Genomic DNA, 25173 nt, shown 5'->3' with positions numbered 1-25173 from the left:
TCGAAGGGTCAGGCGCGATCCCCTGCCACGATGAAATCGGTGTGATGGTAACCCTGGAAATAGAGCAGGGTGGTGAGGTCAGTGTGATTTACTTGGCAGGCGACGGCCTGGCGGACGATCGGTTTGCCGCGATAGGCGACACCCAGGCCCGCCGCCCGCAACATTGGAATATCGTTGGATCCGTCTCCCACGGTGGTGGCATCGGCGGGCGTCAGGCCATGCTCGTCGCTGAGGCGAATCAAGGCGCTCAGCTTGCCGTCGGGATCGAGGATCGGTCCCTGCAGTCGCCCGGTTAGACGGCCCTCGGAGATTTCCAGATCATTGGCGAGATCGAGGTCAAAGCCGATTTTACCGGCCACACGGCTGGTGAAATACTTGAACCCGCCGGAGACCAGCGCTGTATAGGCGCCGTGCCGGCGCATGGTCGCAACAAGTGTCGCGCCTCCTGCCGAATAGCCGATGCGGTCGAAGGCTTTGGCAAGCGCCGTCTCCGAGAGATCGGCCAGCATGGCAACGCGTTCGATCAGCGCCTGGGTGAAGTCCAGCTCGCCCGCCATGGCCCGAGCGGTGATGGCGGCGATCTCGTCCTTGAGACCGGCGATGTCGGCGATATCGTCCAAGGTCTCATTGGTCAGGATGGTCGAATCCATGTCTGATAGCAGCAATTTCTTGCGGCGATTGGCGGCCGGCTGGACATGGAAATCGATGGGTAGTTCGGCTAGCGTCGCGGCGACAAGTTGCTGCGCTTGATCGACCGGCAGGTTATCAAAGGGGATATCGCAGGCGATCTCTTCCTGCAGCCAGGCGATGTCGCCTGTCGTCGCGCCCACCTGATGCAAACGCTGCAGGAGGACGGTGGTGACGGCATCGGAAAGCGGATGGCGATCGGGCGGGGCGACCAGGGTCAGAACGGATTTCATCATGCAGTCGGATATATCGGAGGCGGCGACCTCAGACAAGGAAAGCGCGAAGCGGCCCGTAATTGTCATCGGCGGACCGACGGCGAGCGGCAAATCTGCGCTGGCGATGCGCGTGGCGCAGGCTTTCTCGGGCGTCATCATTAATGCCGATTCGATGCAGATCTATGGCGATCTGCCGATCTTGACAGCGCAACCCGATGCAGCTGATCTCGCTGCGGTCCCGCATCGGCTCTATGGTTTCCTTCGTCTGGACGATGCCTGTTCCGCCGCGCGTTGGGCCGAGCTGGCCCTAACCGAGATTCGGGCCGCGCAGGCGCAGGGCAAGTTGCCGATCCTGGTCGGCGGGACCGGGCTTTATCTGCGGTCGCTGATGCAAGGCTTGTCGCCGATCCCCGAGATACCGCCGGTATATCGCGAGGCGGCGATGAAGTTGTTGAAGGAACTCGGCGTCGCCGGCTTGCATGGCCGGCTCGCCGCCGAAGATCTGGTCATGGGCCAGCGCCTGCATCCCAATGACACACAACGTGTCGTGAGGGCCTGGGAAGTTCTGCAAGGTACCGGCCGCTCGCTCGGCGAGTGGCATCAACTGCCGCCCGAGCCGCCCGAGGGCTTGCGCTTTCAGTGCTGGGTGGTCCTGCCGCCGCGCGATCTTCTCTATGCTGCCTGTGACCGGCGCTTTGAGACGATGATAGCGCGCGGCGCGCTTCCGGAAGTGGCGGTCGCATTGGCAGCCTATGGCGGCAATGTACTGAGGGCGCCGGGGGGCAAATCGCTCGGGTTTCGCGAATTGGCCGACGTGATCAATGGCCGCCGGGATGGCGAAGCGGCCATTGCCGCAGCGCAACAGGCGACCCGAAATTATGCCAAGCGGCAAACGACGTGGTTTCGGCATCAAATGGAGTTTGGTAATTTTATGTCTCCAGATAACATAGAAATGAAATTTTCCGAAAGTTCACTTCAGAGAATCTTTCAGAATATTCGCGATTTTATGTTGACCCCAGACTGATCAGCCTCTAGGGTCCAGCCACTCCCGACCCAACAGGCTCGGGAACGGTGACATTTTGTCTCGATGCGGCGCCTTCGCGCCTGCAGCAGACCGCAGAATGAGGACGACGATATGGCCAGCGAACCGATCCTGGGCGCGGAGATCATTGTCAAAGCGCTGATCGATCAAGGGGTTGAGGTGATCTTCGGCTATCCGGGCGGGGCCGTTCTGCCGCTATATGACGCGCTGTTCAAGCACAACCAGATCAAGCACATCCTGGTTCGCCATGAACAGGCTGCGGTTCATGCGGCAGAAGGCTATGCGCGCTCGACGGGCAAGGTTGGCGTCGTTCTCGTAACCTCAGGCCCCGGCGCGACCAATGCCGTCACTGGTCTCACCGATGCGCTGATGGATTCGATCCCGATCGTCTGCCTGACCGGCCAGGTGCCGACGCATCTGATCGGCAATGATGCTTTCCAGGAAGCGGACACGACCGGCATCACTCGTCCCTGCACCAAGCATAATTACCTGGTGAAATCGGTTGATGACCTGTCGCGCACGATCCACGAGGCGTTCCACGTGGCGCGCAGCGGTCGTCCCGGGCCCGTCGTCGTCGATCTGCCGAAGGACGTCCAGCAGACCGCCGGGACCTACACCAATCACGCCGGCGAACGTCACCGCAGCTACAATCCGCCGGTGAAGCCGGATCGCCAGCAGGTCGAGGCGGCGATCGCCCTGATGGCGAGCGCGAAGAAGCCGCTCTTTTATATCGGCGGTGGCGTGGTTAATTCAGGGCCGGCGGCGGCGCAGTTGCTGGTCGACTTCATCCGGCTGACAGGCTTTCCCTGCACCCAGACCCTGATGGGGCTCGGCGCGTTTCCAGGCTCGGATCCGCTGTCGATCGGCATGCTCGGCATGCATGGCATGTACGAAGCCAATTGGGCGATGCATGATTGCGACGTGATGATCAATATCGGCGCGCGGTTCGATGACCGGGTGACCGGCAAGGTCTCGGCCTTCTCGCCGAACTCGAAAAAGATTCACGTCGATATCGATCCCAGCTCGATCAACAAGAACGTTCGGGTGGATGTGCCAGTGGTCGGGGACGTCGGCCATGTCGTCGAAGAGATGATGCGCATCTGGAAGGCGCGCCAGATCCGCCCCGATGCCAAGGCTCTCTCCGCCTGGTGGGACCAGATCAACAAATGGCGCGGCCGCGACTGCCTGAAGTACAAGCAGGATTCCGAGATTATCAAACCGCAATATGCGCTCGAACGGCTCTATTCGGCGATCAAGGACCGCGACTTCTATATCACCACGGAAGTGGGCCAGCATCAGATGTGGGCGGCGCAATTCCTGAAGTTCGAGAAACCGCATCATTGGATGACCTCGGGCGGCTTAGGCACCATGGGTTATGGGCTGCCCGCCGCGACCGGCGTCCAGGTGGCGCATCCCGACTCACTGGTGATCGATGTCGCTGGCGAAGCCTCGATCATGATGAATATCCAGGAGCTCTCGACCCTGGTGCAGTATCGCCTGCCGGTGAAGATATTCATCCTCAATAACCGCTGGATGGGCATGGTGCGGCAATGGCAGGAACTGTTGCATGGCGGCCGTTATTCCGAAAGCTACAGTGATGCTTTGCCGGATTTCGTGAAGCTGGCGGATGCCTTCGGCGCGCATGGGCTGCGGGCGTCCAAGACCTCGGAACTCGACGGTATCATCAAGCAGATGATCGACATCAAAGGACCGGTGATCGTCGATGTGGCGGTCGACGAGAAGGAAAATTGTTTCCCGATGATCCCCTCCGGTGCCGCGCATAACGAGATGCTGTTGGGGCCGGAAGATCAGTCGGCAAAGCCGATTTCGGAAGAAGGTATGGTGCTGGTCTGATTGGCCGGCATCAACGATCAAAGAAGGAGTTTGGGGGCGTGGAACAAGGTAAGGTGCAGCGGCACACGATTTCCGTCCTTGTCGATAACGAGGCCGGAGTGCTCGCGCGTGTCATCGGGTTGTTTTCCGGTCGCGGCTATAATATCGAAAGCCTGACGGTGGCCGAGGTTGATAACCAGGCGCATTTCTCGCGCATAACGGTCGTCACCAGCGGGACGCCGATGATCATCGAGCAGATCAAGAACCAGTTGCGGCGGCTTGTCCCAGTCCACCGCGTCACCGACCTGACGCTGGACGGTCCGTCGCTGGAGCGCGAGTTGGTCCTGGTGAAGGTGCGCGGGACCGGCGAGAAGCGGGTGGAGAGCCTGCGTATTGCCGATATTTTCCGCGCCCGCGTGGTCGATTCCACAATCGAATCCTTCGTTTTCGAAATGACAGGATCGACCGAGAAACTGAATGCCTTCATTAATCTCATGCAGCCTTTGGGGCTGGTCGAGGTTTCGCGCACCGGCGTCGTCGCCATTGCGCGCGGGGCGGAGGCGATCTAAAACCCGGCTGATCGCTTCAAAAGTTTACGTGCCCGACCACGGGCCACAGCAATACCACTGACGATTTCTGAACGAGGAACGATATCATGCGCGTCTATTATGATCGTGATGCCGACGTCAATCTGATCAAAAACAAGAAGGTTGCCGTCGTCGGTTATGGCAGCCAGGGTCATGCCCATGCGCTGAACCTGAAGGATAGCGGCGTTAAGGACGTGCGGGTCGCGTTGCGCGCCGGTTCGGCCTCCGCCAAGAAGGCGGAAGCTGCCGGCCTGACGGTGATGACCCCGGCCGAAGCGGCCAAGTGGGCCGATCTCATCATGATCCTGACGCCGGACGAATTGCAGGCGAAGCTTTATGCGGAGGATCTCGGCCCGAACATGAAGCAGGGTGCGGCTCTCGCTTTCGCCCATGGCCTCAACGTCCACTTCAAGCTGATCGAGCCGCGCCCGGATCTCGACGTCATCATGATCGCGCCGAAGGGTCCTGGCCATACGGTGCGCGGCGAATTCGCCAAGGGCGGCGGTGTGCCCTGCCTCGTTGCTGTGGCGCAGAATCCCAGCGGCAATGCCTTGGAACTGGCCCTGTCTTACGCCAGCGCCATCGGTGGCGGCCGCTCGGGCATCATCGAGACAAATTTCCGCGAAGAATGCGAAACCGATCTGTTCGGCGAGCAGGCGGTGCTCTGCGGCGGCCTGACCGCCCTCATCAAGGCCGGTTTCGAAACCCTGACGGAAGCTGGCTATTCGCCGGAAATGGCCTATTTCGAATGCCTGCATGAAGTGAAGCTGATCGTCGACCTCATCTATGAGGGCGGCATCGCCAATATGCGCTACTCGATTTCCAACACGGCGGAATACGGCGACTATACCCGCGGCTCGCGCATCGTGACCGAGGAAACGAAGAAGGAAATGAAGCGGATTCTGGATGACATCCAGTCCGGCCGTTTCGTTCGCGACTGGGTACTGGAATGCGCCGCCGGTCAGCCGAGCTTCAAGGCGACTCGTCGCCGCGAAGCCGAGCATCCGATCGAACAGGTCGGTGAAAAGCTGCGCGGCATGATGCCCTGGATCAAGGCGAATCGCCTGGTCGATAAGAGCAAGAACTGAGCGATTATCGGGCGCAAACATACGTCCTTATGCAGTGAGGCGGCCGGAGCGATCCGGCCGCCTTTCGCTTTGTCGGCACAGCTTCGTCGATTCCGAGATTGGTGGTCTAGCGGCGACCATATGGGATTCGTCGAATATAGCCGCATTTCTTTGAGAATCGCTTTGTTCCCTCTTGTCGCCGCCGTGGACGGGCGGTAAAAGCAATTCCGGCCAGGGCGGTTCGATTTTGAGAGAATCGGGCTTCTATTGAGGGTGTTCTGGGGTGACAGATCCACGGATTGGTATCGATCGGTGATTGGCTGCCCAAGTGCGGCTCATGCGCGCGCAAACTGACGGCAGGGCCTGGCCTGCGTCAACCGGCAAAAAGAGTAACGGCCAGCGTCCCCGCGGCCAGATTGCGACGGGTGAGGTTTAATGTTTTCAAAACTGGTCGGCATGCTTTCGTCAGATATGGCGATCGACCTGGGCACCGCAAACACGCTGGTTTACGTCAAGGGCCGGGGCATCGTCCTGAATGAGCCCTCGGTGGTCGCTATTGCCGATGTGCGCGGTAAAAAGCATGTGCTGGCGGTGGGTGACGAGGCCAAGTTGATGCTGGGTCGTACGCCCGGCAATATCCAGGCTATCCGCCCGTTGCGGGATGGCGTCATCGCCGATTTCGAAGTGGCGGAAGAGATGATTAAGCATTTCATCCGCAAGGTTCACAATAACCGCCGCAGTTTCGCTCGCCCGCAAATTATCGTCTGCGTGCCGTCCGGCTCGACCGCTGTCGAGCGCCGCGCCATTCAGGAATCAGCGGAATCCGCTGGCGCCAGTAAGGTTTATCTCATCGAAGAGCCCATGGCCGCCGCGATCGGCGCCGGTCTGCCGGTGAGCGAGCCGACCGGCTCCATGGTCGTCGATATCGGCGGCGGCACCACCGAGGTGGCGGTTCTGTCGCTTGGCGGTATCGTCTATTCGCGCTCGGTCCGGGTGGGCGGCGACAAGATGGATGAGGCCATCATCGGCTATATTCGCCGCAACCATAATCTGCTGGTGGGCGAAGGTTCGGCCGAGCGGATCAAGAAGGAAATAGGCTCGGCCTGCCCGCCGGAAGACGGGGACGGGCGCGTCATGGAGATCAAGGGCCGCGACCTGATGAATGGCGTGCCTAAGGAATTGGTGATCACGGAGCGCCAGGTGGCAGATTCCCTGGCGGAACCGGTAGGGGCGATCATCGAGGCGGTCAAGGTCGCCTTGGAGCATACTGCACCCGAACTGGCAGCCGATATCGTCGATAAGGGCATCGTCCTGACGGGTGGCGGCGCCTTGCTCGCCAATCTGGATTATGTGCTGCGCCATGCCACCGGCCTGCCGGTGTCGATCGCGGATGACGCGCTTTCCTGCGTCGCTTTGGGCACCGGCCGGTGTCTCGAAGATATTAAGGCGTATCGCCACGTTTTGATAAATATGTATTAACTTTAGTTGAGTATCCTACGGACCGAGCAAATATGCAGGGATTCCGTAAGGATAATCGTTGCACCTGAGCTCAACCTGTGGGAACATGCGATAACCACCGGGAATCATTAGCGGTTGCTATGCCCTTGGGTGCGGAGGTAGGGATTTGAAGCAGCGAACGAGCACAATCGGCGCAGCATCTCCCTTTAAGATCTGGCTTCAGCGTTTTGCTTTTGTTCTGCTGTTGAGCATCGCCTTCATGACGTTGCTGATCGGCAAGGCGGATACGGTTGTCGTATCCCGTGCGCGGATGGCGATAATTGATATGCTGGCGCCGGTGCTGGAAGCGATCTCAACGCCGATCCAGACGGTGCGGCACGTGGCGTCGGATGTCACGGATTATGTGCGGTTGGCGGACGAGAACCGTGCGCTGAAGCAGCAAAATGAAACCCTGCTTGAATGGCAGCGTGTCGCGCGTGAATTGCAGGTCCAAAACGATTCCCTGCGGAATTTGCTCCATTTCGTTCCCGAGCCGAAAGCGACCTATATCTCCGCGCCTATCATTGCCGATAGCTCCTCGGGCTTCATCCGCTCGGTGGTGATCCTCGCGGGCATGCGTGACGGGGTCACCAAAGGGCAGGCGGCCATGACCGGCAACGGTTTGGCGGGGCGGGTTCTGGAGGTTGGCTATCGCGCGTCGCGGGTGTTGCTGGTCACCGACATTAATGCCCGCATCCCGGTCATCATCGACCGCACACGAGACCAGGCGGTGCTCGCGGGCGACAATTCGCCGAGGCCTGAACTGCGTTATCTGCCGCGCGATGTCGATATCAAGATTGGCGACCAGGTGGTGACGTCGGGTGCCGGTGGTACTTTCCCGGCCGGCCTGCCGGTCGGCTCGGTGGAAGCGATCGGCGAGGGGCATATCCGCGTGCGTCCCTTCGCCGATCTCGCGCGGCTGGAATATCTGCGGCTGGTCAATTACGCCTTGCCGGGCATCTTGTCGGATGATCTCGGGATCGATCCCGCCGGATATGATCCCACCCGCTTCAGCGCGATTGACGGCATTCTGAGCCCGACAACGACACCCGCTCCCAAGGAGACGCAGACCGCGCCGACGGCTGCCAAGCCGGCTAAAAAGCCGGTAGAGGGTGCGACCATCAACAAGGCCAAGGCCCAGAAGAAATCAACCCAGGGAACGGCCAACTCCGAGTGATCAGATCCCCTTTCTGGCAGCGCGTCGACAAGTGGTCGCGCGGCGCGACGCCGGTCGGCCTGACGCTGCTGCTGTTGCTGATCGGTCTGTTGCCTTGGCATCTGCCAGAATTAGGTACCATCGGCATCAGCTTGGTGATCATCTCCGTCTTTTACTGGGGACTGAAGACACCTCAATTGATGACCGCCTGGTCAGCTCTCTCGATCGGCCTGATCAGTGATCTTCTCGCGGTGACGCCGATGGGGGTAGGGACCGTATCGTTGCTCTGTCTCTATGGCCTGACCCGGTCCCAGGCCCGCACCTTGCGCAACATGCCGTTCTTCGTCATCTGGCCGGTCTTCATGCTGTTCGCCGCCATCATCATTCTGCTGAGCTGGTTGTTGACGGCGATGGTCGATTCCAGCTTTCCCGATCTGCGGCCCGTCATCTTCCTGTATCTCTTCGTTATTGTCTGTTACCCCTTGCTGTCGTATGTGTTCGGCCATCTCCAACGCAGCTTGCTGCCCGAGAAATGAATAAGCAGCAATCACAAACCATTCAGCGCGTCTTTTCCCGCCGGGTCGCCCTGCTCGGCGGCGGGCAGGTTCTGCTCCTCTCGGCGCTGTTCAGCCGCATGTACTATTTGCAGGTTCTCGAATCCGACAAATACAAGGTACTGGCGGAAGAGAATCGCATCAATCGCCGGTTGCTGCCGCCTTCGCGTGGCCTGATCCTCGATCGCTTCGGCGTGCCGCTCGCCAATAATTTTCCCAATTACCGGGCCATGCTGATCGCCGAGCAGACGCCCGATCTGGAAGAAACCTTGCGGGACTTTTCCCAGCTTGTGCCGATGTCGGAGCGCGAGCGGACCAAGGTGCTGCGCGAGCGGGCGCGCAACCGCGCCTTCATGCCGATCACCGTCAAGGAGGATCTGACCTGGGAACAGGTAGCGCAGGTCGAGATCAATCTACCCGATCTCCCCGGCATCAGCATCGATGTAGATCAGAAGCGCCATTATCCTTACGGCGGCATCACCTCCCATATTCTGGGTTATGTCGCCTCCGTCTCCGAAACCGATCTGACCAAGGATCCTGACCCGCTGCTGCAACTGCCGGGCTTTCACATCGGCAAGAACGGGCTGGAGAAGCAATATGAAATGCTCCTGCGCGGCAAGGCCGGCGAAAGCCAGTTCGAGGTCAATTCAGTCGGCCGCACGATCCGCGAGTTGACGCGGCAGGAGGGCCAGCCGGGCGAGGACCTGGTCAGTACCTTGGATATCGGCCTGCAGCAATTCACCCATCAGCGTCTCGCCAGCGAGCTTGCCGGCGCGGCGGTCGTGATGGATATCTTTTCCGGCGACGTGCTCGCTTTGGCATCCACGCCCTCTTACGATCCGGCGGCGTTCAGCCGTGGCCTGACATCGCTGGAATGGCAGGCTCTGACCACGGATATCTACGGCCCGCTGACGAATAAGGCAATCGCAGGACAATATCCGCCGGGCTCGACCTTCAAGCTGATGACCGCGCTGGCTGCCCTGAAAGCCGGGATCAATCCTAGCGCCACGGTGTTTTGTTCCGGCGTCACCGCTTTGGGCAATGCCCGGTTCCATTGCTGGCGCAAGGAAGGACATGGCACGCAGGGCATGACCGATGCGCTGAAGAATTCCTGCGACGTCTATTTTTACGAAATGGCGCGACGCATCGGCATCGATGCGATTGCCGAGATGGCGCGCCTCTTCGGCTTGGGGCAACCGGAGGGGCTGGATCTCCCGGGAGAGAAATACGGGCTGATACCGGATCGGGGTTGGAAGCGCGCGACGATGGGCGAGCCATGGCATCAAGGCGAAACCCTGGTCAATGCCATCGGCCAGGGTTTCGTGCAGGCGACGCCCTTGCAGCTCTGTGTGATGGTCTCGCGGGTCGCCAATGGCGGCTATGCGGTGCGCCCGCATCTGATGCGGGCGGCGGGCGATGCCAGCCAAGTCAAAGTGGACGGTCCCAGCACCTATCCATCGATCGGAGTCGATGCCGACTGGCTGTCGATTGTTCGGACCGGTATGGACCGGGTCTCCAACGAACAGCGCGGCACCGCCTTCCGCTCCCGGATCACCATTCCCGGGATGGAACTGGCCGGTAAAACGGGCAGCAGCCAGGTGCGTCGGATCACCATGGCCGAGCGCAGCAGGGGCGTACGCAAGAACGAGGATCTGCCCTGGAACCAGCGTGACCACGCCTTGTTCGTTGCCTTCGCGCCGGTACATGCGCCGCGCTATGCCTGTTGCGTGGTGGTGGAGCATGGCGGTGGCGGTTCGACCGTGGCGGCGCCGATCGCGCGTGATATCCTGATCGAGTGCCAGCGCCGCGATCCGTCGCGCCGCAATCCCAATATCGAGGGCGGGCGCAATGAAATGCCTTGAACGGGATATGCTGATTGCTTGCCAGTCCCCGACTGGCCGTCCCGTGGCATGGAGGCGGTAATGGTCCTCCAGCTGCATACCGCGCGCGGCCCGCGCAAGATGACCATCGGCACGAAGCTCAGGAACGTCACCTGGAGCATGGTCCTGGTGATTTGCACGGTGGCGTCGATCGGCTTTGCCATGCTCTATTCCGCCGCCCATGGCAGTTACGATCCCTGGATGGATCGGCAGATGGGGCGTTTCGGCATCGGCTTTGTCATGATGCTGGCGATCGCCATGGTGGATTTGCGGCGTCTCATGAAGATCGCCTATCCGCTCTATGCGATAGCCTTCGTTCTCTTAATCTATGTCGATGTCGCCGGTGAAATCGGCATGGGCGCGCAGCGCTGGATCGATTTGAAGATTATCCAGCTGCAGCCTTCGGAAATCATGAAAATCGCGCTGGTGATGGCCCTGGCACGCTACTTCCATGGCTTCACCTTCGAAGACATGGGACGCCCGACGGTGCTCATCATTCCGACCCTGATGGCCTTGCTGCCGACGGGGTTGGTCTTGAAGCAGCCCGATCTGGGTACTGCCTTGATGCTGACGATGGTGGGCGGTGCAATCTTCTTTGCTGCCGGCGTGCGCTGGTGGAAGTTCGCCGTGGTCTTTGCAATTGCAATTGCCGGCGCTTATTTAGCCTGGAATTCCGATCTCCTGCACGATTACCAGAAGAAGCGGGTTCTGACCTTCCTTGATCCCGGCCAGGATGCCCTGGGTGCGGGCTACCACATCACGCAGTCGAAAATCGCACTGGGATCCGGCGGCGTCTTCGGCAAGGGTTTCCTGCAGGGGTCGCAGAGCCATCTCGATTTCTTGCCGGAACGCCAGACGGATTTCATCTTCACGATGTTCGCCGAGGAATTCGGCATGGTCGGCGGCGTGGTCCTGGTCTGCCTCTACAGCCTGCTGGTGCTTTACGGCATCGTGATTGCACTCCGATCGCGCAGCCATTTCGGACGGCTGCTGGCCTATGGACTGTCGGCGAATCTCTTTCTGTATTTCTTCATCAATACCGCGATGGTGATGGGTCTGATCCCTGTCGTCGGCATTCCGCTGCCGCTGATCTCTTATGGCGGCACCGCCATGATGACGGTGATGATCGGTTTCGGCCTGGTGATCTCGGTTTACGTGCATCGCGATATGCGGCTTGGTCGCCGCAGCAGCGACGATGAGTAAGCCGGGCGGACCCAGACGCTGTCTAACCGGTTGGTCGGTAAAGAAAAAAATCTTCATAATTAGCTATCGACAAAGCTGTCACGGTTCTGCTATACGGCGGGCCGGATTGACGATGAGGCCGGACGAACACCTGGTTGACCCGGCTGATCCAGACCGGGGGGCGCATAGCTCAGTTGGTAGAGCAGCTGACTCTTAATCAGCGGGTCCAAGGTTCGAGTCCTTGTGCGCCCACCATTTTCCCCCGAGAAATGTAGCATTTCAAAGCGTCCGGCTACCGCCGGGTATTTTGCATTCGCATGGGTCGGCGGTGCGCTCTTCCGACTTCATCAAGATATTTGCTACGCCAAATTTTGATCAGCACGGGCTAAGATTTTTCGCCCGAGACCGACCTGCTTCAGAGAAGCTGGTCGACATTGCGGCCGTCTCAGCACCAGTGTCATTTGCGAATGCCGGCCAGCACATTGACGCCGGTCGATCTGCCTGCTTGCTGGCGATACCTTTATCGCAAAATGAAGAACGCGTGATCTCATCTCCATCATCGCATGGGGGATGGGTTTTGAAGGGGGAGACTGCCATGCCGTTCGAAATCAATCGCCGCGCCGATCTATCGCTGGATCTCTATCATCAGGTCGCTTGGCAAGGGCAGGGCGTGCGATTGGGAGCGACGGCATTGCAATGCATGGTCGATAGCCGCCAGGCTTTCATGCGCCTCATCGACAATGATCCCAATGTCACGATCTATGGCGTCACCAGCGGCTATGGCCAATTCGCAAGCTTGCGGCTGCAGGGTGAGGCGCGGCGGAAGCATGCGCAAAAGCCGCCGCGCGCCACGGTGGCCGCTTTTGGCGCTCCAGCGCCGGAACGCGTCGCCCGCGGCATCGTGCTGGCGCGGCTGGCGAATTTCATCGAAGGCCATGCGGCGATCTCGCCGGAACTGGCGGTGGAGATCGCGGCGCTGCTGAATAGCGGCCGGTTGCCCAAGGTCTCGGTGGCGGGGCAGGGTGGTGCTGGCGAGATTCTCTGGACTGCGCCGCTTTTCGTCGCGGTGGCGGAGCGCTTTCCGCTGGCGGAAAAGGACTCGCTGTCTCTCATCAACGGATCGCCAGCCGCCAGTGCCTTGATCGCCGATGCGGCCCTGGCCATGCGTCGCCGGCTGGCGATGGCGGAACAGATCTTCGCTTTGTCCGCCGAGGCGATCAAGGCGCCGCTTACAGCCTATGCGCCCGAGTTCGAGGAGCTTTGGGATGATCCTTACGAAACTGAAGCCTTGCGCAGTCTGCGGCACTTGCTGAATGGCGGGGCGGCAGAACGGCGATCGTATCAAGCGCCGGTCAGCTATCGCATTTTGCCGCGTGTCCTTGGCCAGTTCCGCCGTGTCATCGCCCAGGCGGAGGATATCGCCGCCGGTTCCTTGCGTTCGATTACCGACAATCCGGTTTTCCTGAAGCCCGATCCGCAACGGCCAGACGTGCAACATCCCTATGGACGCGTCTACAGCAATGGCGGCTATCACAACGCCCGGGCCTATCCGGCGCTCGATAATCTCGCGGCGGCCAGTGCCGATCTCTGCATGATCGCGGAGCGTCACACGACGAAACTGCTCGACGGCCGATACTCGCTCCTGCCGGATCAATTGCATGGATCGGACGAGGGATATATCGGCATCATCGGCTTCGTGCAGGTTGGCTATGCCGAGCAGGCACGGCGCGTCGCGCAACGTACCTTCCTGCCGGGCAGCGAGGCGGGAGGCTTCGGCCAGAACGACGTCGCGCCGCTAACCGGTCTTGCCTGGCGTGCACAAGACGAAGCCGGGCGATGCCTGGACGCCGCCTTGGCGATGCTGGCCGTTATCGCATCGCAGGCATTGCATGTGACGGAACGCGAGGCCCCGCCGCCATTGAAAGCGATCCTGGAACGCATCCGCTCCATCTTTCCGCCAGTGACGGGGCCACGCATCTATGCCGACCAGTTGGCCGCACTCACGGGGACATTCCAGGATGATATTTACGACGTTGCGGAGGCGCTACGCGACTGACGTGCATAAAAGCGGCACCCAGTTGCCTGGATGCCGTATGACGGTCCGGACTATTTGGCTCGATCAGCAGTCCGTCAGTATCAATGATCCGTCCAGGCGCCGTTCTTGACTTCCTTTACCTCGATCTCGACGGGAATCTGGGTCTGACCATTGGCATCGAACGTCGTTTCGCCCAGCACGCCGTCATATTTGATCGCGCGAATGGCCTTGGCGAGCGCTTCCTTATCCTTGATGCCCTTTTCCTTGATGACGGTGAGCAGGATACCGGTCGCGTCATAGGCGTATTTGGTATAGGGGCTCTCCGGTTCGTCGAATTTGCGCGCCGCGTAATCCTGATCGAGTTTTTCGATCTTCGAATTGCTAGCCGATTTCGGATAGCTGACCATGGTGCCCTCCGCGGCGGGGCCGGCAATCTTGATGAATTCCGGATCATAGAAACCGGAAATGCCGATCATCGGTACCTTCAGGCCGAGCTCGATCATCTGCTTGCGCAGAATGCCGGCTTCGGTGATGACGCCACCGAAATAGACTGCATCGGGTGAGAGACCCTTGATGCGGGTGAGGATGGCGCGAAAATCGGTGGTACCGACGGGCGCCGCTTCGGCAGCAATGATCTCGCCGCCATTCTGCTTGAAAAAATCTCCGAAGGCCTGGGTATTGCCCTTGCCGTAATCGGTGGTGTCCGAGACGATGGCGATCTTCTTCGCCTTCAGATCCTTCGCGGCCCAGGCGGCGAGCGGCAGGTTCTCGTTTACCAGGGTTGGTGTCACGCGGGTGACGTAAGGCAGGTTGAGATCAGTGATCTTTGGGCTGATCGCACCCCACACGATGAATGGCATTTGATATCGGTCGAAGATCGGAATGGTTGCCAGCGCTACCGCGCTGTTCCAATGGCCGATGGCGCCGATCACGGCAGGATCATTGACCAGTTTCAAAGCTGCCGACACACCGGTCTGGGGATCGGCCGCGTCATCCAGCACCACCGGTTCGACTTTGTAGGGAAAGCCCGAGGCGTTTGCCTGTTCGATGGCGAGCAGGAAACCATTCTTCGCCCCCAAGCCTTGCGGTGCATTGCCCCCGCTGATCGGACCGATGAAGCCGAGCTTGATGACTTCCTGGGCTGAGGCCGGTTGATAGGATGTGCTTGAGATGAGCGCAGCGGCCAGCAGACCAAAAACCAGTTTGGTTGCGGATTTGATAGAGATGGGCCAAGTGGTTCTTTGTGCGGTGTTCCTTCGCTTTTTCATTATGTTGCTCCCCCTTCTTGCCGCTCTCATTATCGATGCGAGCGGCCCGAGAGCGCCACACGATACCGTTCGCAACCCTTAACCGATTGAATAGGGTTACATTGCGTCCTGGGTGCAACAAATCGTTTTTTTCGAAGCAGAACAGCGGAAATTCCGTCGCTTGCCAGTCTGGTCAAGTCGGTAAAAGCCCGACATAGTCACTGTCAGGGAGTGTCCAACCAATAAAGAGCTCGATCGCGAGCCGGGTGGAGTTTAGGTCGAATGACAGCCGAATTGATGCAACAGGGCCTGAACTGGCTGACCCTAGGCTGCATCTATGCGCTGATCGCTGTCGGCTTCAGCCTGCTGTTCGGCGTGTTGAAGGTCATCCACTTCTCCCATGGCGATGTATCTCTGGTGGCACCCTTCGTTGCCCTGGCTGCCTTGCAGGGTTTGAGCGCCTCGGCAAGCGGTCTCAGTGCCATCGGCTTGCTCATCGCTTGCTTCATCGCCGTTGTAGCGACTGGCATCCTTGGTGTGGTGCTCGATTGGCTCGTCATCCGCCGCTTCCGCGACGCACCGGCGATGATGGCGTTGGTGGCGACGGTGGCGCTCGGCATCGCCTTGCGGGAATCGGTCGGCCATCTCTTCCCCAATGGCCATAACCCGCAGCCTTTTCCGCGATTGATCGAAGCTGATTTCAACCCGACCGAAGGCTTCACTCTGCCGGCATTCAACCTGCTGGTGATCGGCAGTTCGATCGTTGTGGTGGCATTGCTGTTTCTTCTCTTGCGACATACGCCGCTCGGTGTGCGCATCCGTGCTGTCTCGCAGGACCGGGAGGCGGCCCGGCTGATGGCGATCAGTCCCAGCAGCGTGTTTCGTGCGACCTTCTTCATCACCTCGGCGGTCGGTGGTCTTGGCGGCCTGTTTTATGCCAGCTATGCCGGTGTCACGCGATTCGATTTCGGCATTCAGGCGGGGCTCATCGGCTTCTCGGCAGCCGTGGTTGGCGGGTTGGGCAGCATGCCCGGCGCGATCATCGGCAGTTTGCTAATCGCAGGTTTGGATACCGTCGTGCAGGCGACCCTGCCAGATGGCGCATCCTATCGTCTCGTCTTCGCCTTCCTGCTGGTCATCCTCGTGCTCGTCTTCCGGCCGGCCGGTTTGTTCGGATCCGTTGCGGTCGAGAAGGTATGAACATGGCTACGGCATTGGATTCGGGCCGCTTGACGCGGCCGACCTTCAGCGACTTCGCCATCGTCGTCGCGTCGGAACTCGTGGGTGCGATCCTGCTCCGGTTTTTCCTGCTGGCGGATGATTGGCGACTTGTCGGTGGCATATTGTTGCTCTTCTGCGTCGGGTTCGCCGTCATGCAGATCCGGTCAGACTGGGAGGAGCGGATCGGCGGTGCGTTCAGCCGCGCCAGTCGTCTGGCAGTCGGCCTGGCCATTCTGCTGGTTCTGCTCTTTCCGCTGGCGCTCAACGGTAATACCTATGCGCTGCATCTTCTCATCGTCTCGCAGCTCTATGCCGTTCTGGCGATCGCCCTGAATTTTCAGCTTGGCAGCGCCAATATCCCCAATTTCGCAACCGGCGCCTCCTACGGCATCGGCGCCTATGTTTCCGCATTGTTGGCGATTCACTTCGATATCAATTTCTGGCTGGCTTTGCCGGCGGCCGCGGTGGTGGCAACGGCATTCGGCTTCCTGCTCGGCCTGCCGTCGATGCGGACCCGCGAGAGCTATCTGGCATTGGTGACGATCGCATTCGGCGTCGTCATTCATCAATTGCTGAACAATTTCGACTGGACCGGTGGCCCGAACGGTCTGGTCGGCATTCCGGCGCCCAGCCTGTTTGGCCATTCCTTTGCCTCGCCAATCCTCCTCGGTGGCATCAAACTACCAAGCCAGGCAAATTTCTATTATCTCTCCGCCGTGCTGGTCGGCATCGCAATCATTTCCGCCCAACGCCTGCATGGGTCTCGCATCGGCCTCGCCTGGAATGCCTTGCGGGCGGATGAACTCGCAGCGCGATGCCAAGGAATAAATGTCATCTGGTACAAGGTCCTGGCCTTTGCGGTGGATGCCTTCCTTGCGGCCTTTGCGGGCACCATTTATGCGTTCTATATCTCCTTCATCTCACCAGACAATTTCACTTTCTTGGTTTCCGTCACCATCATGACCATGGTCATCGTCGGCGGGATGGACAATATCTTGGGCGTGATTGTGGGTGCGTTCCTGCTGACGATGCTGCCTGAAAAGCTCAGGGCCTTTTCCGATTACCGCATTCTCTTCTTCGGCATCGTCGTCATTCTCTTTCTGATGATCCGACCCCAGGGCCTTTTCCCCCAGCGGCTACGACGCTACGGAGGGAGTCAATGAGCGGTCACGCCGTATTGAGAGGGGAGGGATTGACGATCCGCTTCGGCGGCCTGGTTGCCATGGATGACGTGGACTTCGTCTTGGAGGCAGGAGAAATCCTTGGCGTCATCGGCCCGAATGGTGCCGGAAAATCGACCTTATTCAATTTGATCACCGGGCTCTACCGTCCAAGTGCTGGAAAAGTCTTCCTGAATGATCGGCCCCTCAATGGATTGCCGGCGCATCGTATCGTGCAGATGGGCGTCTCGCGCACCTTCCAATCGAGCCGGTTGTTTGCCGATCTTAGCGTCCTCGACAATGTGATTATCGGCATGCATAGCCGCACGCATTCGGGTGTTTTCGATGCTTTGCTGCGACCTTCCAAGGCACGGGGCGAGTTGCAGCAGGCGGCAGCAAAAGCCGGCGATTTACTTCGCTCGGTCTCGGCCAGTCTTTATGATCAGAGAGAACGAGCGGCGAGTGAACTGGCACAGGCGGATCGGCGCCGGCTGGAAATCGCTCGGGCGCTGGCAGCCGAGCCGAAGGTGCTGCTGCTCGATGAGCCATCTTCCGGTATGGATGATCGCGATACGGATGCTTTGATCGCGGATATACGAGGGATTACTGCTCGAAGACCGGAACTGTCGATCATGATCATCGAACATGATATGCGTCTCGTCGCCGAATTGCCGCACCGGGTCATGGTGATCGAATACGGACGCAAGATCGCCGAAGGCTCCTTCCAGGACATCCGTAACATGCCACGGGTCCAGGAAGCTTATCTGGGGCGGAAGGCGGCGGCTCATGCTTGAACTGGCGTCGGTCAGCACGAATTACGGCGCCATGGCGATGTTGCGCGATGTCTCGCTGGCGGTGCAGCAGAATGAGCTTGTCTGTCTACTGGGGCCAAATGGTGCGGGCAAGACCACGACCTTCCGTGCCATCGCCGCCTTGTTGCCGCTGAAGGCGGGCAGGATTTCGCTATTCGGCAAGGATATTGCCAAGCTGCAAACCGAGTTTCTGGCCGGCCTTGGCATCGGCTTCGTACCGGAAGGCCGGCGCCTGTTCCCCGAGTTGACGGTGCGGGAAAATATACGCCTCGGTTTCGATGCCGCGCGTGGCCGTGGGGACTTCGAGGAGCGGCTCGAAGCCATGGCGACGCTCTTTCCGCGGATCAAGGAGCGGATCAAGCAGAATGCCGGCACATTATCGGGTGGTGAGCAAGCCATGGTGGCGCTGGCGCGTGCTTTGGTGGCGGAGCCGAAGCTGGTGGTAATGGATGAACCTTCCTTGGGACTGTCGCCGAAACTGATCGATGAATATTTCGATACGGTCGCCGAGATAAACCGGCGTGGCACCTCGGTCCTGCTAATCGAGCAGAATGCCGAGACGGCTCTGTCGATCGCCCATCGCGGTTATCTGCTCATCAAAGGTCGTATTGCCGCCTCCGGCTCCGCCCGGGAGCTGCTCGACAACGATGTGGTGCGGAAGCTTTATCTATGACCTGAGGCCGGGCAGATTGCGGAACAGATCCAAAGCTTCCGGATTGGCAAGCGCCTCCCGGTTCCTGATCTGCCGGCCGTGTATCACGTCACGAACGGCCAGTTCGACGATCTTGCCGGATTTGGTGCGGGGAATATCCGCCACTTGTAAAATTTTTGCCGGCATATGGTTGAGTGTCGCACTGGCCATAATTTTCTGTCGAATTCGATTGACCAGCTTTGCATCCAGTTCGATCCCGTCCCGCAGCCGGACGAAAAGGATGACGCGGGTGTCGTTCTGCCATTCTTGTCCGATGACGATACTCTCCAGGACCTCTTCCAATTGCTCGACCGGGCGATAGATCTCCGCTGTGCCAATTCTGATACCGCCGGGATTCAGGACCGCATCGGAACGGCCAAAGACGATGATGCCGCCGTGTTCCGTCAGTTCGACGTAATCGCCATGACGCCAGATATTGGGGAAGTGTTCGAAATAGGCGGCCCGGTACCGCTGGTTGTCCTCATCCTGCCAAAAGCCAACCGGCATCGAGGGGAAAGGGCTGGTACAGACCAGTTCGCCTTTCTCGCCAATGACCGGCTCGCCTTCGGCGTTCCAGACCTCGACCGCCATGCCGAGCCCACGCATCTGAATCTCGCCCCGCCAGACCGGCCCCGCCGGGTTGCCAAGCATGAAACAGGAGATAATATCCGTGCCGCCGGAAATCGATGCGAGGCAGATATCGCGCTTGATATTGCGATAAACATAGTCGAAGCTTTCCGGGGCCAATGGCGAGCCGGTCGAGGTCATCATCCGCAAGGTGGATAGGTTATGCGTTTCGGCCGGCTTCGCGCCGGCCTTGGAACAGGCATCGATATACTTGGCCGACGTACCGAAATGGGTAAAGCCCTCGGCCTCCGCATAGTCGAAAAGGATATTCCCATCCGGCGCAAAAGGAGCGCCGTCGTAAAGCATGATAGTCGCACCGCTGGCGAGGCCGGAAATCAGCCAGTTCCACATCATCCAGCCACAGGTGGTTGTATAGAAGAGCCGGTCTCCAGGTTTAATGTCGCAGTGGAGCTGATGCTCTTTGAGGTGCTGGATCAATGTTCCTCCGGCGCCATGCACAATGCATTTGGGAACACCGGTCGTGCCGGAGGAATACATGATGAAAAGCGGATGATTGAAAGGGAAGCGCAGGAACTCGAAATCATCGGTCGCACCGGACGAAACGGCCAAGGCATCCGGATATAAGATTGCGGATGGGAGTGAGCTCAAATCTGGTGTGTCACTCAAATACGGAATGACCAGGATCCGCTCGACACTCGGCAAGTCTCTGATGAATTCGGCGACGCGACCAAGACACCGATGCGGCTTGGTGTTGAGCCAATAGCCATCCGCAACCAGCAATAGACGCGGTGCAATCTGGCCGAAACGATCGAGGACACCCTGTACACCGAAATCCGGTGAGCAGGAAGACCAGATGCAGCCGATCGACGCAGCAGCGAGAGCGCCGATGACAGCTTCCGGCATGTTGGGCACGAAGCCGGCAATGCGATCGCCGGGCTGAAGATTTTGCGACCGAAAATACCTGGCCAGGCGAATTACCTGATCGCGCAACCCGCCAAAGGTCAAACGGCGCTTTACCTTGTCTTCTCCCCAAAATACGATCGCATCCGCTGTTTTCTTCTGCGGGTCAGAGGAGAATTGCAACAGGTTTTCGGTGAAATTCAATTTGGCGTTGGGAAGAAAGCGGGCTTCCTCCATCTTGCCGGTCTCGACCAGTATCGGATTCCCAGGGCCTTCGCCGATGACGTTGGTGAACTGCCAGACAGATCGCCAGAATTTCCCGGGTTCGGCGACGGACCAATTCCATAGCGTCGCTATGTCGGGGATATCCGTCATCCAGTCTTCGGAAACCTTTTTTCGAAACCGCGTGATGTTGGCGCTATCGATCTGAGCTGCTGTCGGCTGCCACAACATTTCCGTCATGTCGGTCGTTCTTTCCATCAGGCGCAGATTACGTTTGGTGTTGAGAGCGGCCCGCAGGATCGGGAAGACTCCTGCATAAAGAAATTTTTTCTTGATCCCGCTGTCCAGCATCATGCGAGGTCGTTTGGAGAAGATCAGCCATCGAGAAAAGTTTGTCGATTCACAAACGCTCGACGTGACATGAGTGCTATTTCTCGGGTGCGCCTAGACGTTTCGTCCTCGACCTGGACGCATCGTCGGATGCCGGTGATATGCTCTACCTATTCTTTAGGCATTGCATCTGCGCGACCATAGGTGTCATCCAATCGGACGATGTCGTCCTCGCCGAGATAGCTCCCGGATTGAACCTCCACCAAGGTCAATGGCACGCGGCCCGGGTTTTCCAACCGGTGTGGTGTGCCAGCGGAGATGAAAGTGGATTCGTTCTCTCGCAACAGGAAGCTGCGATCGCCGCAGACAACACGTGCGGTGCCTTCGACCACCACCCAATGTTCTGCCCGATGAAAATGGTATTGCAAGGAAAGGCGAGCCCCGGGCTCAACGCGTATCTGCTTCACCTGGAAGCGGTGCCCGTGATCGATCACCCGAAAGGTTCCCCAGGGACGATAAACCGTGCTGCGTTGAAGCCGCTCCGGCCGGTCTAGGGTCTTCAGCCGGTCCACGATTTGGCCGACAGATTGGGCATGGGCCTGAGTTGTCACGAGGACCGCATCGTCCGTCGCAACGACGAGGGCGTTGTCGAGTCCGAGCGAGACGACAAGTGGGCCGCCTTCCGAGCGGATATAACTTTCCCTCGTGTCCAAGGCGATCACATCGCCCATCAGAGTATTGCCCTCCGGGTCGTGCTGTGAGATTTCCCAAAGCGCGTTCCAGGACCCTACATCATTCCATCCGATCGACATGGGGACGACGACGGCTCGCCTGGTACGCTCCATCACGGCTTTGTCGACCGAGATTGATGGCGCCGCCGCAAAGCTCTCCGCATCCAGTCTGATGAAGTCGAGGTCGGGCTTCGCATGATCGAGAGCGGCTTGTGCCGCTGCCAGCGCATCCGGCTCGAATGTTGCCAGTTCAGCGAGGAAACTCCGTGCTGAACAAAGAAAAATACCGCTATTCCAGAGAAATTCACCCGAGGAGACAAACCTTTCGGCCGTGGCCCGATCCGGTTTTTCGACGAAGCGGTCGACGATATGCACGCTGCGGTGATTGTTGATGCGCCGTCCCCGCTGAATATAGCCATAGCCTGTTTCGGCGCGGTTTGGAATGACACCGAAGGTAACGATGGCATTGTCAATGGCTGCTTCCAGCCCGGAAAGAACCGCATCGCGAAACGCCGCTTTGTCGGCAATTAAATGATCCGACGGCATGATCAGGATCACCGCATCAGAGTTTTCTGCCTGGGCGATCAACGCGCCGACGGCTGCCGCGGGTGCCGTGCTTCGCCCGGCAGGTTCGAGGACAAGTCGTCCGGCTGTTACGCCAGTCTTGCGCAACGCTTCGGCGACCATGAAGCGATGTTCATGGGAACAGACAACGATCGGTGCGGAGAATTCTGCGCCGTGTACGCGCGTGACTGCGTCAGCCAGCATGGGCTGCTCACTGGCCAAAGGCAGAAACTGTTTTGGATAATGTGCGCGAGATAATGGCCAGAGACGACTGCCGATGCCGCCGGACAGAACGACCGGCACGATTGGAGGAAATTGCTCAGCCACGCTTTGCCCCCGTCAAACGATGCCCCTATGTCGAAAGCTTATAGCGACTTTGAAAGAACTTCTAGAATGAAGCAAACGAAGAACGCATACGTTGCAACGAGGTAAGACCAGAAGCTCGTTCTGGAAAACCATTCCCAGCGCAATCACTTTTCTTCCTTGAGAACGGGGAAGCTGTTCTCAGCGAGATTTCATTTTGGCGATGAATGCACGTTAATCGCAGGAAGTCCTTGCGCGAGAGGGATGAACGCAAGGATAGTAAGTCAAGCCTGCGTTGTCGGGCATCTGGGTAGATGTAAATGGCAAAGAGCTGGGAATGGTAAGTGGGGGACCTGATGAGTGCTGGTGTCAGTCGGCCGGTCTTCGGTATCCGCTTCAGTCTGGCAACGAACGACGAAATCGTGCGGGAAATATGTCAGGGGAAAATTGAACGAAGCAGTGGCGCGAAGCTCCTTGTTACCACGAACCTGTATCACGTGGTGACCCTACGGAAAAATTCGCGATTTCGCGAGGCTTATGCCCGCGCCTGGAAAGTAACCATCGACGGGGCACCCGTCTATCTCTACGCGCGCTGCCGCGGCGCGGCTGTCCCCGAACGAATAACGGGCGCAGATCTTTTTCCCGATATTCTCCGTACGCTTTCACCCGACATGCACCGGCCCTTTTTCGTGGCCGCTCAGCAACAAACCGCGGATCGCTTGACGGCCTGGTTGGTAGGGCGAGGATTTACTGCTGAACAGATTGCTGCGGTCGTGCCGCCTTTTGGCTTCGACAGAGATGCCGGTTATAGCGCAAGCCTCGCCGAAAAAATCAGGCAGCATGGCACGACGCATCTGTTTTTCGGGCTTGGCATCCCTAAATCGGAAATCTGGATCGACCAGAACAGGGCGATGCTGGGCGATCTGTACGCCTTTGCGTTCGGGGCTGGCCTCGAGTTCTTTGCCGGGGTCACCAAGCGTGCGCCGCTAGTCTTCCGTAAATGCGGCATGGAGTGGCTGTGGCGTGTGTTGCAAGAGCCCCGTCGTCTATTTCGGCGTTATTTCGTCGATTCTTGGCCGTTCTTCATCGCTATCGCCGACGATATCAGGTTCAACGGAAACTTGCCGGAGGCAAGGCTACCGAGATGATCAGCACCATGATACAGCACCGGTTCCATCGCACATTACTGCGGGAATACGATATACGCGGCATCGTGAACGAGACGTTGTTCCCCGCAGATGCCTATGCGCTTGGGCGATGCCTCGCTGTATTGGCCGAGGAACAGAAGGCCGGTACCACCGCGGTTGTGGGCCGGGACGGTCGCTTGTCCAGTCCCGCCCTTGAAGCGGAACTGATAAGGGGCCTGGTGGAAGGCGGGCTTTCCGTCATCCGGATAGGCCTGGGCCCGACGCCGATGTTGTATTGGGCACAGAAGAAGTTCGAAGCTGCGGTTGCTGTTATTGTGACCGGCTCGCACAACCCGCCGGATCACAATGGTTTCAAGATGATGCTCGGTGGCAAGCCGCTCTATGGCAAGATGATCACTCACCTGGGCGAGATAGCGACGACCTTGCCGGAGAGCAAGACGACGGTAGGCAAAGGGCAGATCTCAGACCGGCCGGTGCTTGATCAATATGTTGCCGCATTGAGTGCCGGATGGGATGGCGGTGCCACTGAACTGACGGTGGTGTGGGATACTGGGAATGGCGCTGCGGGGGAAGCGATGTCGCGGTTGATCGCGCAACTCCCCGGTCGTCATATTCCCCTCTATGCCGATATAGACGGAAATTTTCCAAATCATCATCCAGACCCCACATTGCCGGAAACCCTCCACGACCTCATCGAAACCGTGCGGCGCGAGAAGGCGGATGTCGGCCTCGCTTTCGACGGTGACGGAGACCGCCTCGGCGTGGTCGATGCGCAGGGCCGTATTCTGTGGGGCGACCAAATCCTGCAGATACTGGCAGAGGATGTGCTGAAATCGCATCCTGGGGCGACCATTATCGCAGATGTGAAGTCGAGCCAGACGCTGTTTGATGAAATCAAGCGACTGGGCGGATGTCCGCTGATGTGGAAGACGGGACATTCGCTTATCAAGACGAAGATGGCTGAGACCGGTGCACCCTTGGCAGGCGAGATGAGCGGGCATCTTTTCTTTGCTGACCGGTGGGGCGGCTTCGATGATGGATTATATGCTGCAGTGCGCTTTCTTGGGGTCGTCGCCCGCATGAAAGAAGGACTCGCGCAACGAGTGGATCGCTTGCCAGCAACTTACAACACGCCGGAGCTTCGGTTTCCGTGCGCCGATGATAGGAAGTTCGCCGTAATCCATCAGGTCCGCTCGTCTCTTGAAGGGGATGGTGCAGACATATGCGACATAGACGGCATTCGCGTTCGACGTGACGACGGCTGGTGGCTTCTTCGAGCCTCCAACACGCAAGCCGTCCTCGTCGCACGCGTAGAGGCGAATAGTCCTCAAAGGTTGAATGACCTACGCCGCGAATTGGAGCGGATCATGAAGGACGTCGACATTACGATCCATTGACTGATCTTCGTCGTGCGTTGTTATTGCGTTGGACCGAGACAACATCGTGGTTTAACGCAGTGAGCGGTCGAAATGACTTGCATCGCATCCGGGGGACATCCGGGAGATGCATTGAATTCATGGA

Annotated in this window: 20 protein-coding genes and 1 tRNA gene; 17 read left to right on the top strand and 4 right to left on the bottom strand. The window is 58.9% G+C overall.

Annotated elements, in window-relative coordinates:
* Positions 1-8 precede the first annotated feature (8 nt).
* Positions 9-923: a phosphoserine phosphatase SerB gene (gene serB / locus SMD27_RS15640; protein WP_320509343.1), complete on the bottom strand. Its 915-nt coding sequence runs from the start codon at positions 921-923 to the stop codon at positions 9-11.
* Here serB and miaA point away from each other — a divergent pair.
* From miaA to SMD27_RS15585, 11 genes are all read left to right on the top strand, one after another.
* Positions 922-1926: a tRNA (adenosine(37)-N6)-dimethylallyltransferase MiaA gene (gene miaA, locus SMD27_RS15635; protein WP_320509342.1), complete on the top strand. Its 1005-nt coding sequence runs from the start codon at positions 922-924 to the stop codon at positions 1924-1926. The two genes, serB and miaA, sit on opposite strands and share 2 nt — an antisense overlap.
* 111 nt (positions 1927-2037) lie before the next feature.
* Positions 2038-3798, top strand: coding sequence for an acetolactate synthase 3 large subunit (locus SMD27_RS15630; protein WP_320509341.1), 1761 nt, complete (start codon positions 2038-2040; stop codon positions 3796-3798).
* Positions 3799-3836: 38 nt separating this feature from the next.
* Positions 3837-4346: an acetolactate synthase small subunit gene (ilvN, locus tag SMD27_RS15625; protein WP_320509340.1), complete on the top strand. Its 510-nt coding sequence runs from the start codon at positions 3837-3839 to the stop codon at positions 4344-4346.
* 86 nt (positions 4347-4432) lie between these two features.
* Positions 4433-5452, top strand: coding sequence for a ketol-acid reductoisomerase (gene ilvC, locus SMD27_RS15620; protein WP_320509339.1), 1020 nt, complete (start codon positions 4433-4435; stop codon positions 5450-5452).
* Between the two features lie 414 nt (positions 5453-5866).
* Entirely contained in the window at positions 5867-6910 is a 1044-nt protein-coding gene (locus tag SMD27_RS15615) for a rod shape-determining protein (RefSeq protein ID WP_320509338.1), read from the top strand.
* Between the two features lie 145 nt (positions 6911-7055).
* Positions 7056-8105 carry a rod shape-determining protein MreC gene (mreC, locus tag SMD27_RS15610; RefSeq protein WP_320509337.1) on the top strand — a complete coding sequence of 350 codons (1050 nt, stop codon included), beginning with the start codon at positions 7056-7058 and terminating at the stop codon, positions 8103-8105.
* Positions 8102-8620: a rod shape-determining protein MreD gene (gene mreD, locus SMD27_RS15605; protein WP_320509336.1), complete on the top strand. Its 519-nt coding sequence runs from the start codon at positions 8102-8104 to the stop codon at positions 8618-8620. Before mreC ends, mreD begins: the two co-directional genes overlap by 4 nt.
* Positions 8617-10500, top strand: coding sequence for a penicillin-binding protein 2 (gene mrdA / locus SMD27_RS15600; RefSeq protein WP_320509335.1), 1884 nt, complete (start codon positions 8617-8619; stop codon positions 10498-10500). Before mreD ends, mrdA begins: the two co-directional genes overlap by 4 nt.
* Before the next feature lie 60 nt (positions 10501-10560).
* Positions 10561-11721, top strand: coding sequence for a rod shape-determining protein RodA (rodA, locus tag SMD27_RS15595; RefSeq protein ID WP_320509334.1), 1161 nt, complete (start codon positions 10561-10563; stop codon positions 11719-11721).
* A 158-nt stretch (positions 11722-11879) separates the two neighbouring features.
* Positions 11880-11955: transfer RNA gene (locus SMD27_RS15590), tRNA-Lys, on the top strand.
* A 340-nt stretch (positions 11956-12295) separates the two neighbouring features.
* Entirely contained in the window at positions 12296-13756 is a 1461-nt protein-coding gene (locus SMD27_RS15585; protein WP_320509333.1) for an aromatic amino acid lyase, read from the top strand.
* Positions 13757-13836: 80 nt separating this feature from the next.
* Here SMD27_RS15585 and SMD27_RS15580 read toward each other — a convergent pair whose 3' ends face one another.
* Positions 13837-15003, bottom strand: coding sequence for a branched-chain amino acid ABC transporter substrate-binding protein (locus SMD27_RS15580; protein WP_320509332.1), 1167 nt, complete (start codon positions 15001-15003; stop codon positions 13837-13839).
* Positions 15004-15264: 261 nt separating this feature from the next.
* On the opposite strand from SMD27_RS15580, the gene SMD27_RS15575 reads away from it, so the two are divergent.
* From SMD27_RS15575 to SMD27_RS15560, 4 genes are read left to right on the top strand one after another with little or no spacing between them, the layout of a single operon-like run.
* Positions 15265-16182, top strand: coding sequence for a branched-chain amino acid ABC transporter permease (locus SMD27_RS15575; RefSeq protein WP_320509331.1), 918 nt, complete (start codon positions 15265-15267; stop codon positions 16180-16182).
* A gap of 2 nt (positions 16183-16184) precedes the next feature.
* Positions 16185-17366, top strand: a complete 1182-nt coding sequence (locus tag SMD27_RS15570) for a branched-chain amino acid ABC transporter permease (RefSeq protein ID WP_320509330.1) — start codon at positions 16185-16187, stop codon at positions 17364-17366.
* Complete coding sequence (locus tag SMD27_RS15565) at positions 17363-18157, top strand: ABC transporter ATP-binding protein (RefSeq protein WP_320509329.1); 795 nt, start codon at positions 17363-17365, stop codon at positions 18155-18157. The genes SMD27_RS15570 and SMD27_RS15565 overlap by 4 nt, the downstream gene beginning before the upstream one ends.
* Entirely contained in the window at positions 18150-18848 is a 699-nt protein-coding gene (locus tag SMD27_RS15560) for an ABC transporter ATP-binding protein (RefSeq protein ID WP_320509328.1), read from the top strand. Before SMD27_RS15565 ends, SMD27_RS15560 begins: the two co-directional genes overlap by 8 nt.
* Here SMD27_RS15560 and SMD27_RS15555 read toward each other — a convergent pair.
* Positions 18843-20930, bottom strand: coding sequence for an acetoacetate--CoA ligase (locus SMD27_RS15555; protein WP_320509327.1), 2088 nt, complete (start codon positions 20928-20930; stop codon positions 18843-18845). The two genes, SMD27_RS15560 and SMD27_RS15555, sit on opposite strands and share 6 nt — an antisense overlap.
* Before the next feature lie 146 nt (positions 20931-21076).
* Positions 21077-22504, bottom strand: coding sequence for a mannose-1-phosphate guanylyltransferase/mannose-6-phosphate isomerase (locus SMD27_RS15550; protein ID WP_320509558.1), 1428 nt, complete (start codon positions 22502-22504; stop codon positions 21077-21079).
* Positions 22505-22860: 356 nt separating this feature from the next.
* On the opposite strand from SMD27_RS15550, the gene SMD27_RS15545 reads away from it, so the two are divergent.
* Positions 22861-23652, top strand: a complete 792-nt coding sequence (locus tag SMD27_RS15545) for a WecB/TagA/CpsF family glycosyltransferase (RefSeq protein WP_320509326.1) — start codon at positions 22861-22863, stop codon at positions 23650-23652.
* Complete coding sequence (pgmG, locus tag SMD27_RS15540) at positions 23649-25049, top strand: phosphoglucomutase/phosphomannomutase PgmG (protein WP_320509325.1); 1401 nt, start codon at positions 23649-23651, stop codon at positions 25047-25049. The genes SMD27_RS15545 and pgmG overlap by 4 nt, the downstream gene beginning before the upstream one ends.
* Positions 25050-25173: the final 124 nt, after the last annotated feature.

Origin of the sequence: Dongia soli (genome assembly GCF_034044715.1) — a bacterium.
GTDB classification, from domain to species: domain Bacteria; phylum Pseudomonadota; class Alphaproteobacteria; order Dongiales; family Dongiaceae; genus Dongia_B; species Dongia_B soli.
Note: the sequence above shows the minus strand (reverse complement) of the source record. Positions and strands in the feature narration are given on the sequence as shown.

Coding starts and splice junctions, on each gene's coding strand:
- miaA (WP_320509342.1), top strand. CDS start 922: ATGCAGTCGGATATATCGGAGGCGGCGACCTCAGACAAGGAAAGCGCG.
- serB (WP_320509343.1), bottom strand. CDS start 923: ATGATGAAATCCGTTCTGACCCTGGTCGCCCCGCCCGATCGCCATCCG.
- SMD27_RS15630 (WP_320509341.1), top strand. CDS start 2,038: ATGGCCAGCGAACCGATCCTGGGCGCGGAGATCATTGTCAAAGCGCTG.
- ilvC (WP_320509339.1), top strand. CDS start 4,433: ATGCGCGTCTATTATGATCGTGATGCCGACGTCAATCTGATCAAAAAC.
- SMD27_RS15615 (WP_320509338.1), top strand. CDS start 5,867: ATGTTTTCAAAACTGGTCGGCATGCTTTCGTCAGATATGGCGATCGAC.
- mrdA (WP_320509335.1), top strand. CDS start 8,617: ATGAATAAGCAGCAATCACAAACCATTCAGCGCGTCTTTTCCCGCCGG.
- rodA (WP_320509334.1), top strand. CDS start 10,561: ATGGTCCTCCAGCTGCATACCGCGCGCGGCCCGCGCAAGATGACCATC.
- SMD27_RS15585 (WP_320509333.1), top strand. CDS start 12,296: ATGCCGTTCGAAATCAATCGCCGCGCCGATCTATCGCTGGATCTCTAT.
- SMD27_RS15580 (WP_320509332.1), bottom strand. CDS start 15,003: ATGAAAAAGCGAAGGAACACCGCACAAAGAACCACTTGGCCCATCTCT.
- SMD27_RS15575 (WP_320509331.1), top strand. CDS start 15,265: ATGACAGCCGAATTGATGCAACAGGGCCTGAACTGGCTGACCCTAGGC.
- SMD27_RS15570 (WP_320509330.1), top strand. CDS start 16,185: ATGGCTACGGCATTGGATTCGGGCCGCTTGACGCGGCCGACCTTCAGC.
- SMD27_RS15565 (WP_320509329.1), top strand. CDS start 17,363: ATGAGCGGTCACGCCGTATTGAGAGGGGAGGGATTGACGATCCGCTTC.
- SMD27_RS15560 (WP_320509328.1), top strand. CDS start 18,150: ATGCTTGAACTGGCGTCGGTCAGCACGAATTACGGCGCCATGGCGATG.
- SMD27_RS15555 (WP_320509327.1), bottom strand. CDS start 20,930: ATGATGCTGGACAGCGGGATCAAGAAAAAATTTCTTTATGCAGGAGTC.
- SMD27_RS15545 (WP_320509326.1), top strand. CDS start 22,861: ATGAGTGCTGGTGTCAGTCGGCCGGTCTTCGGTATCCGCTTCAGTCTG.
- pgmG (WP_320509325.1), top strand. CDS start 23,649: ATGATCAGCACCATGATACAGCACCGGTTCCATCGCACATTACTGCGG.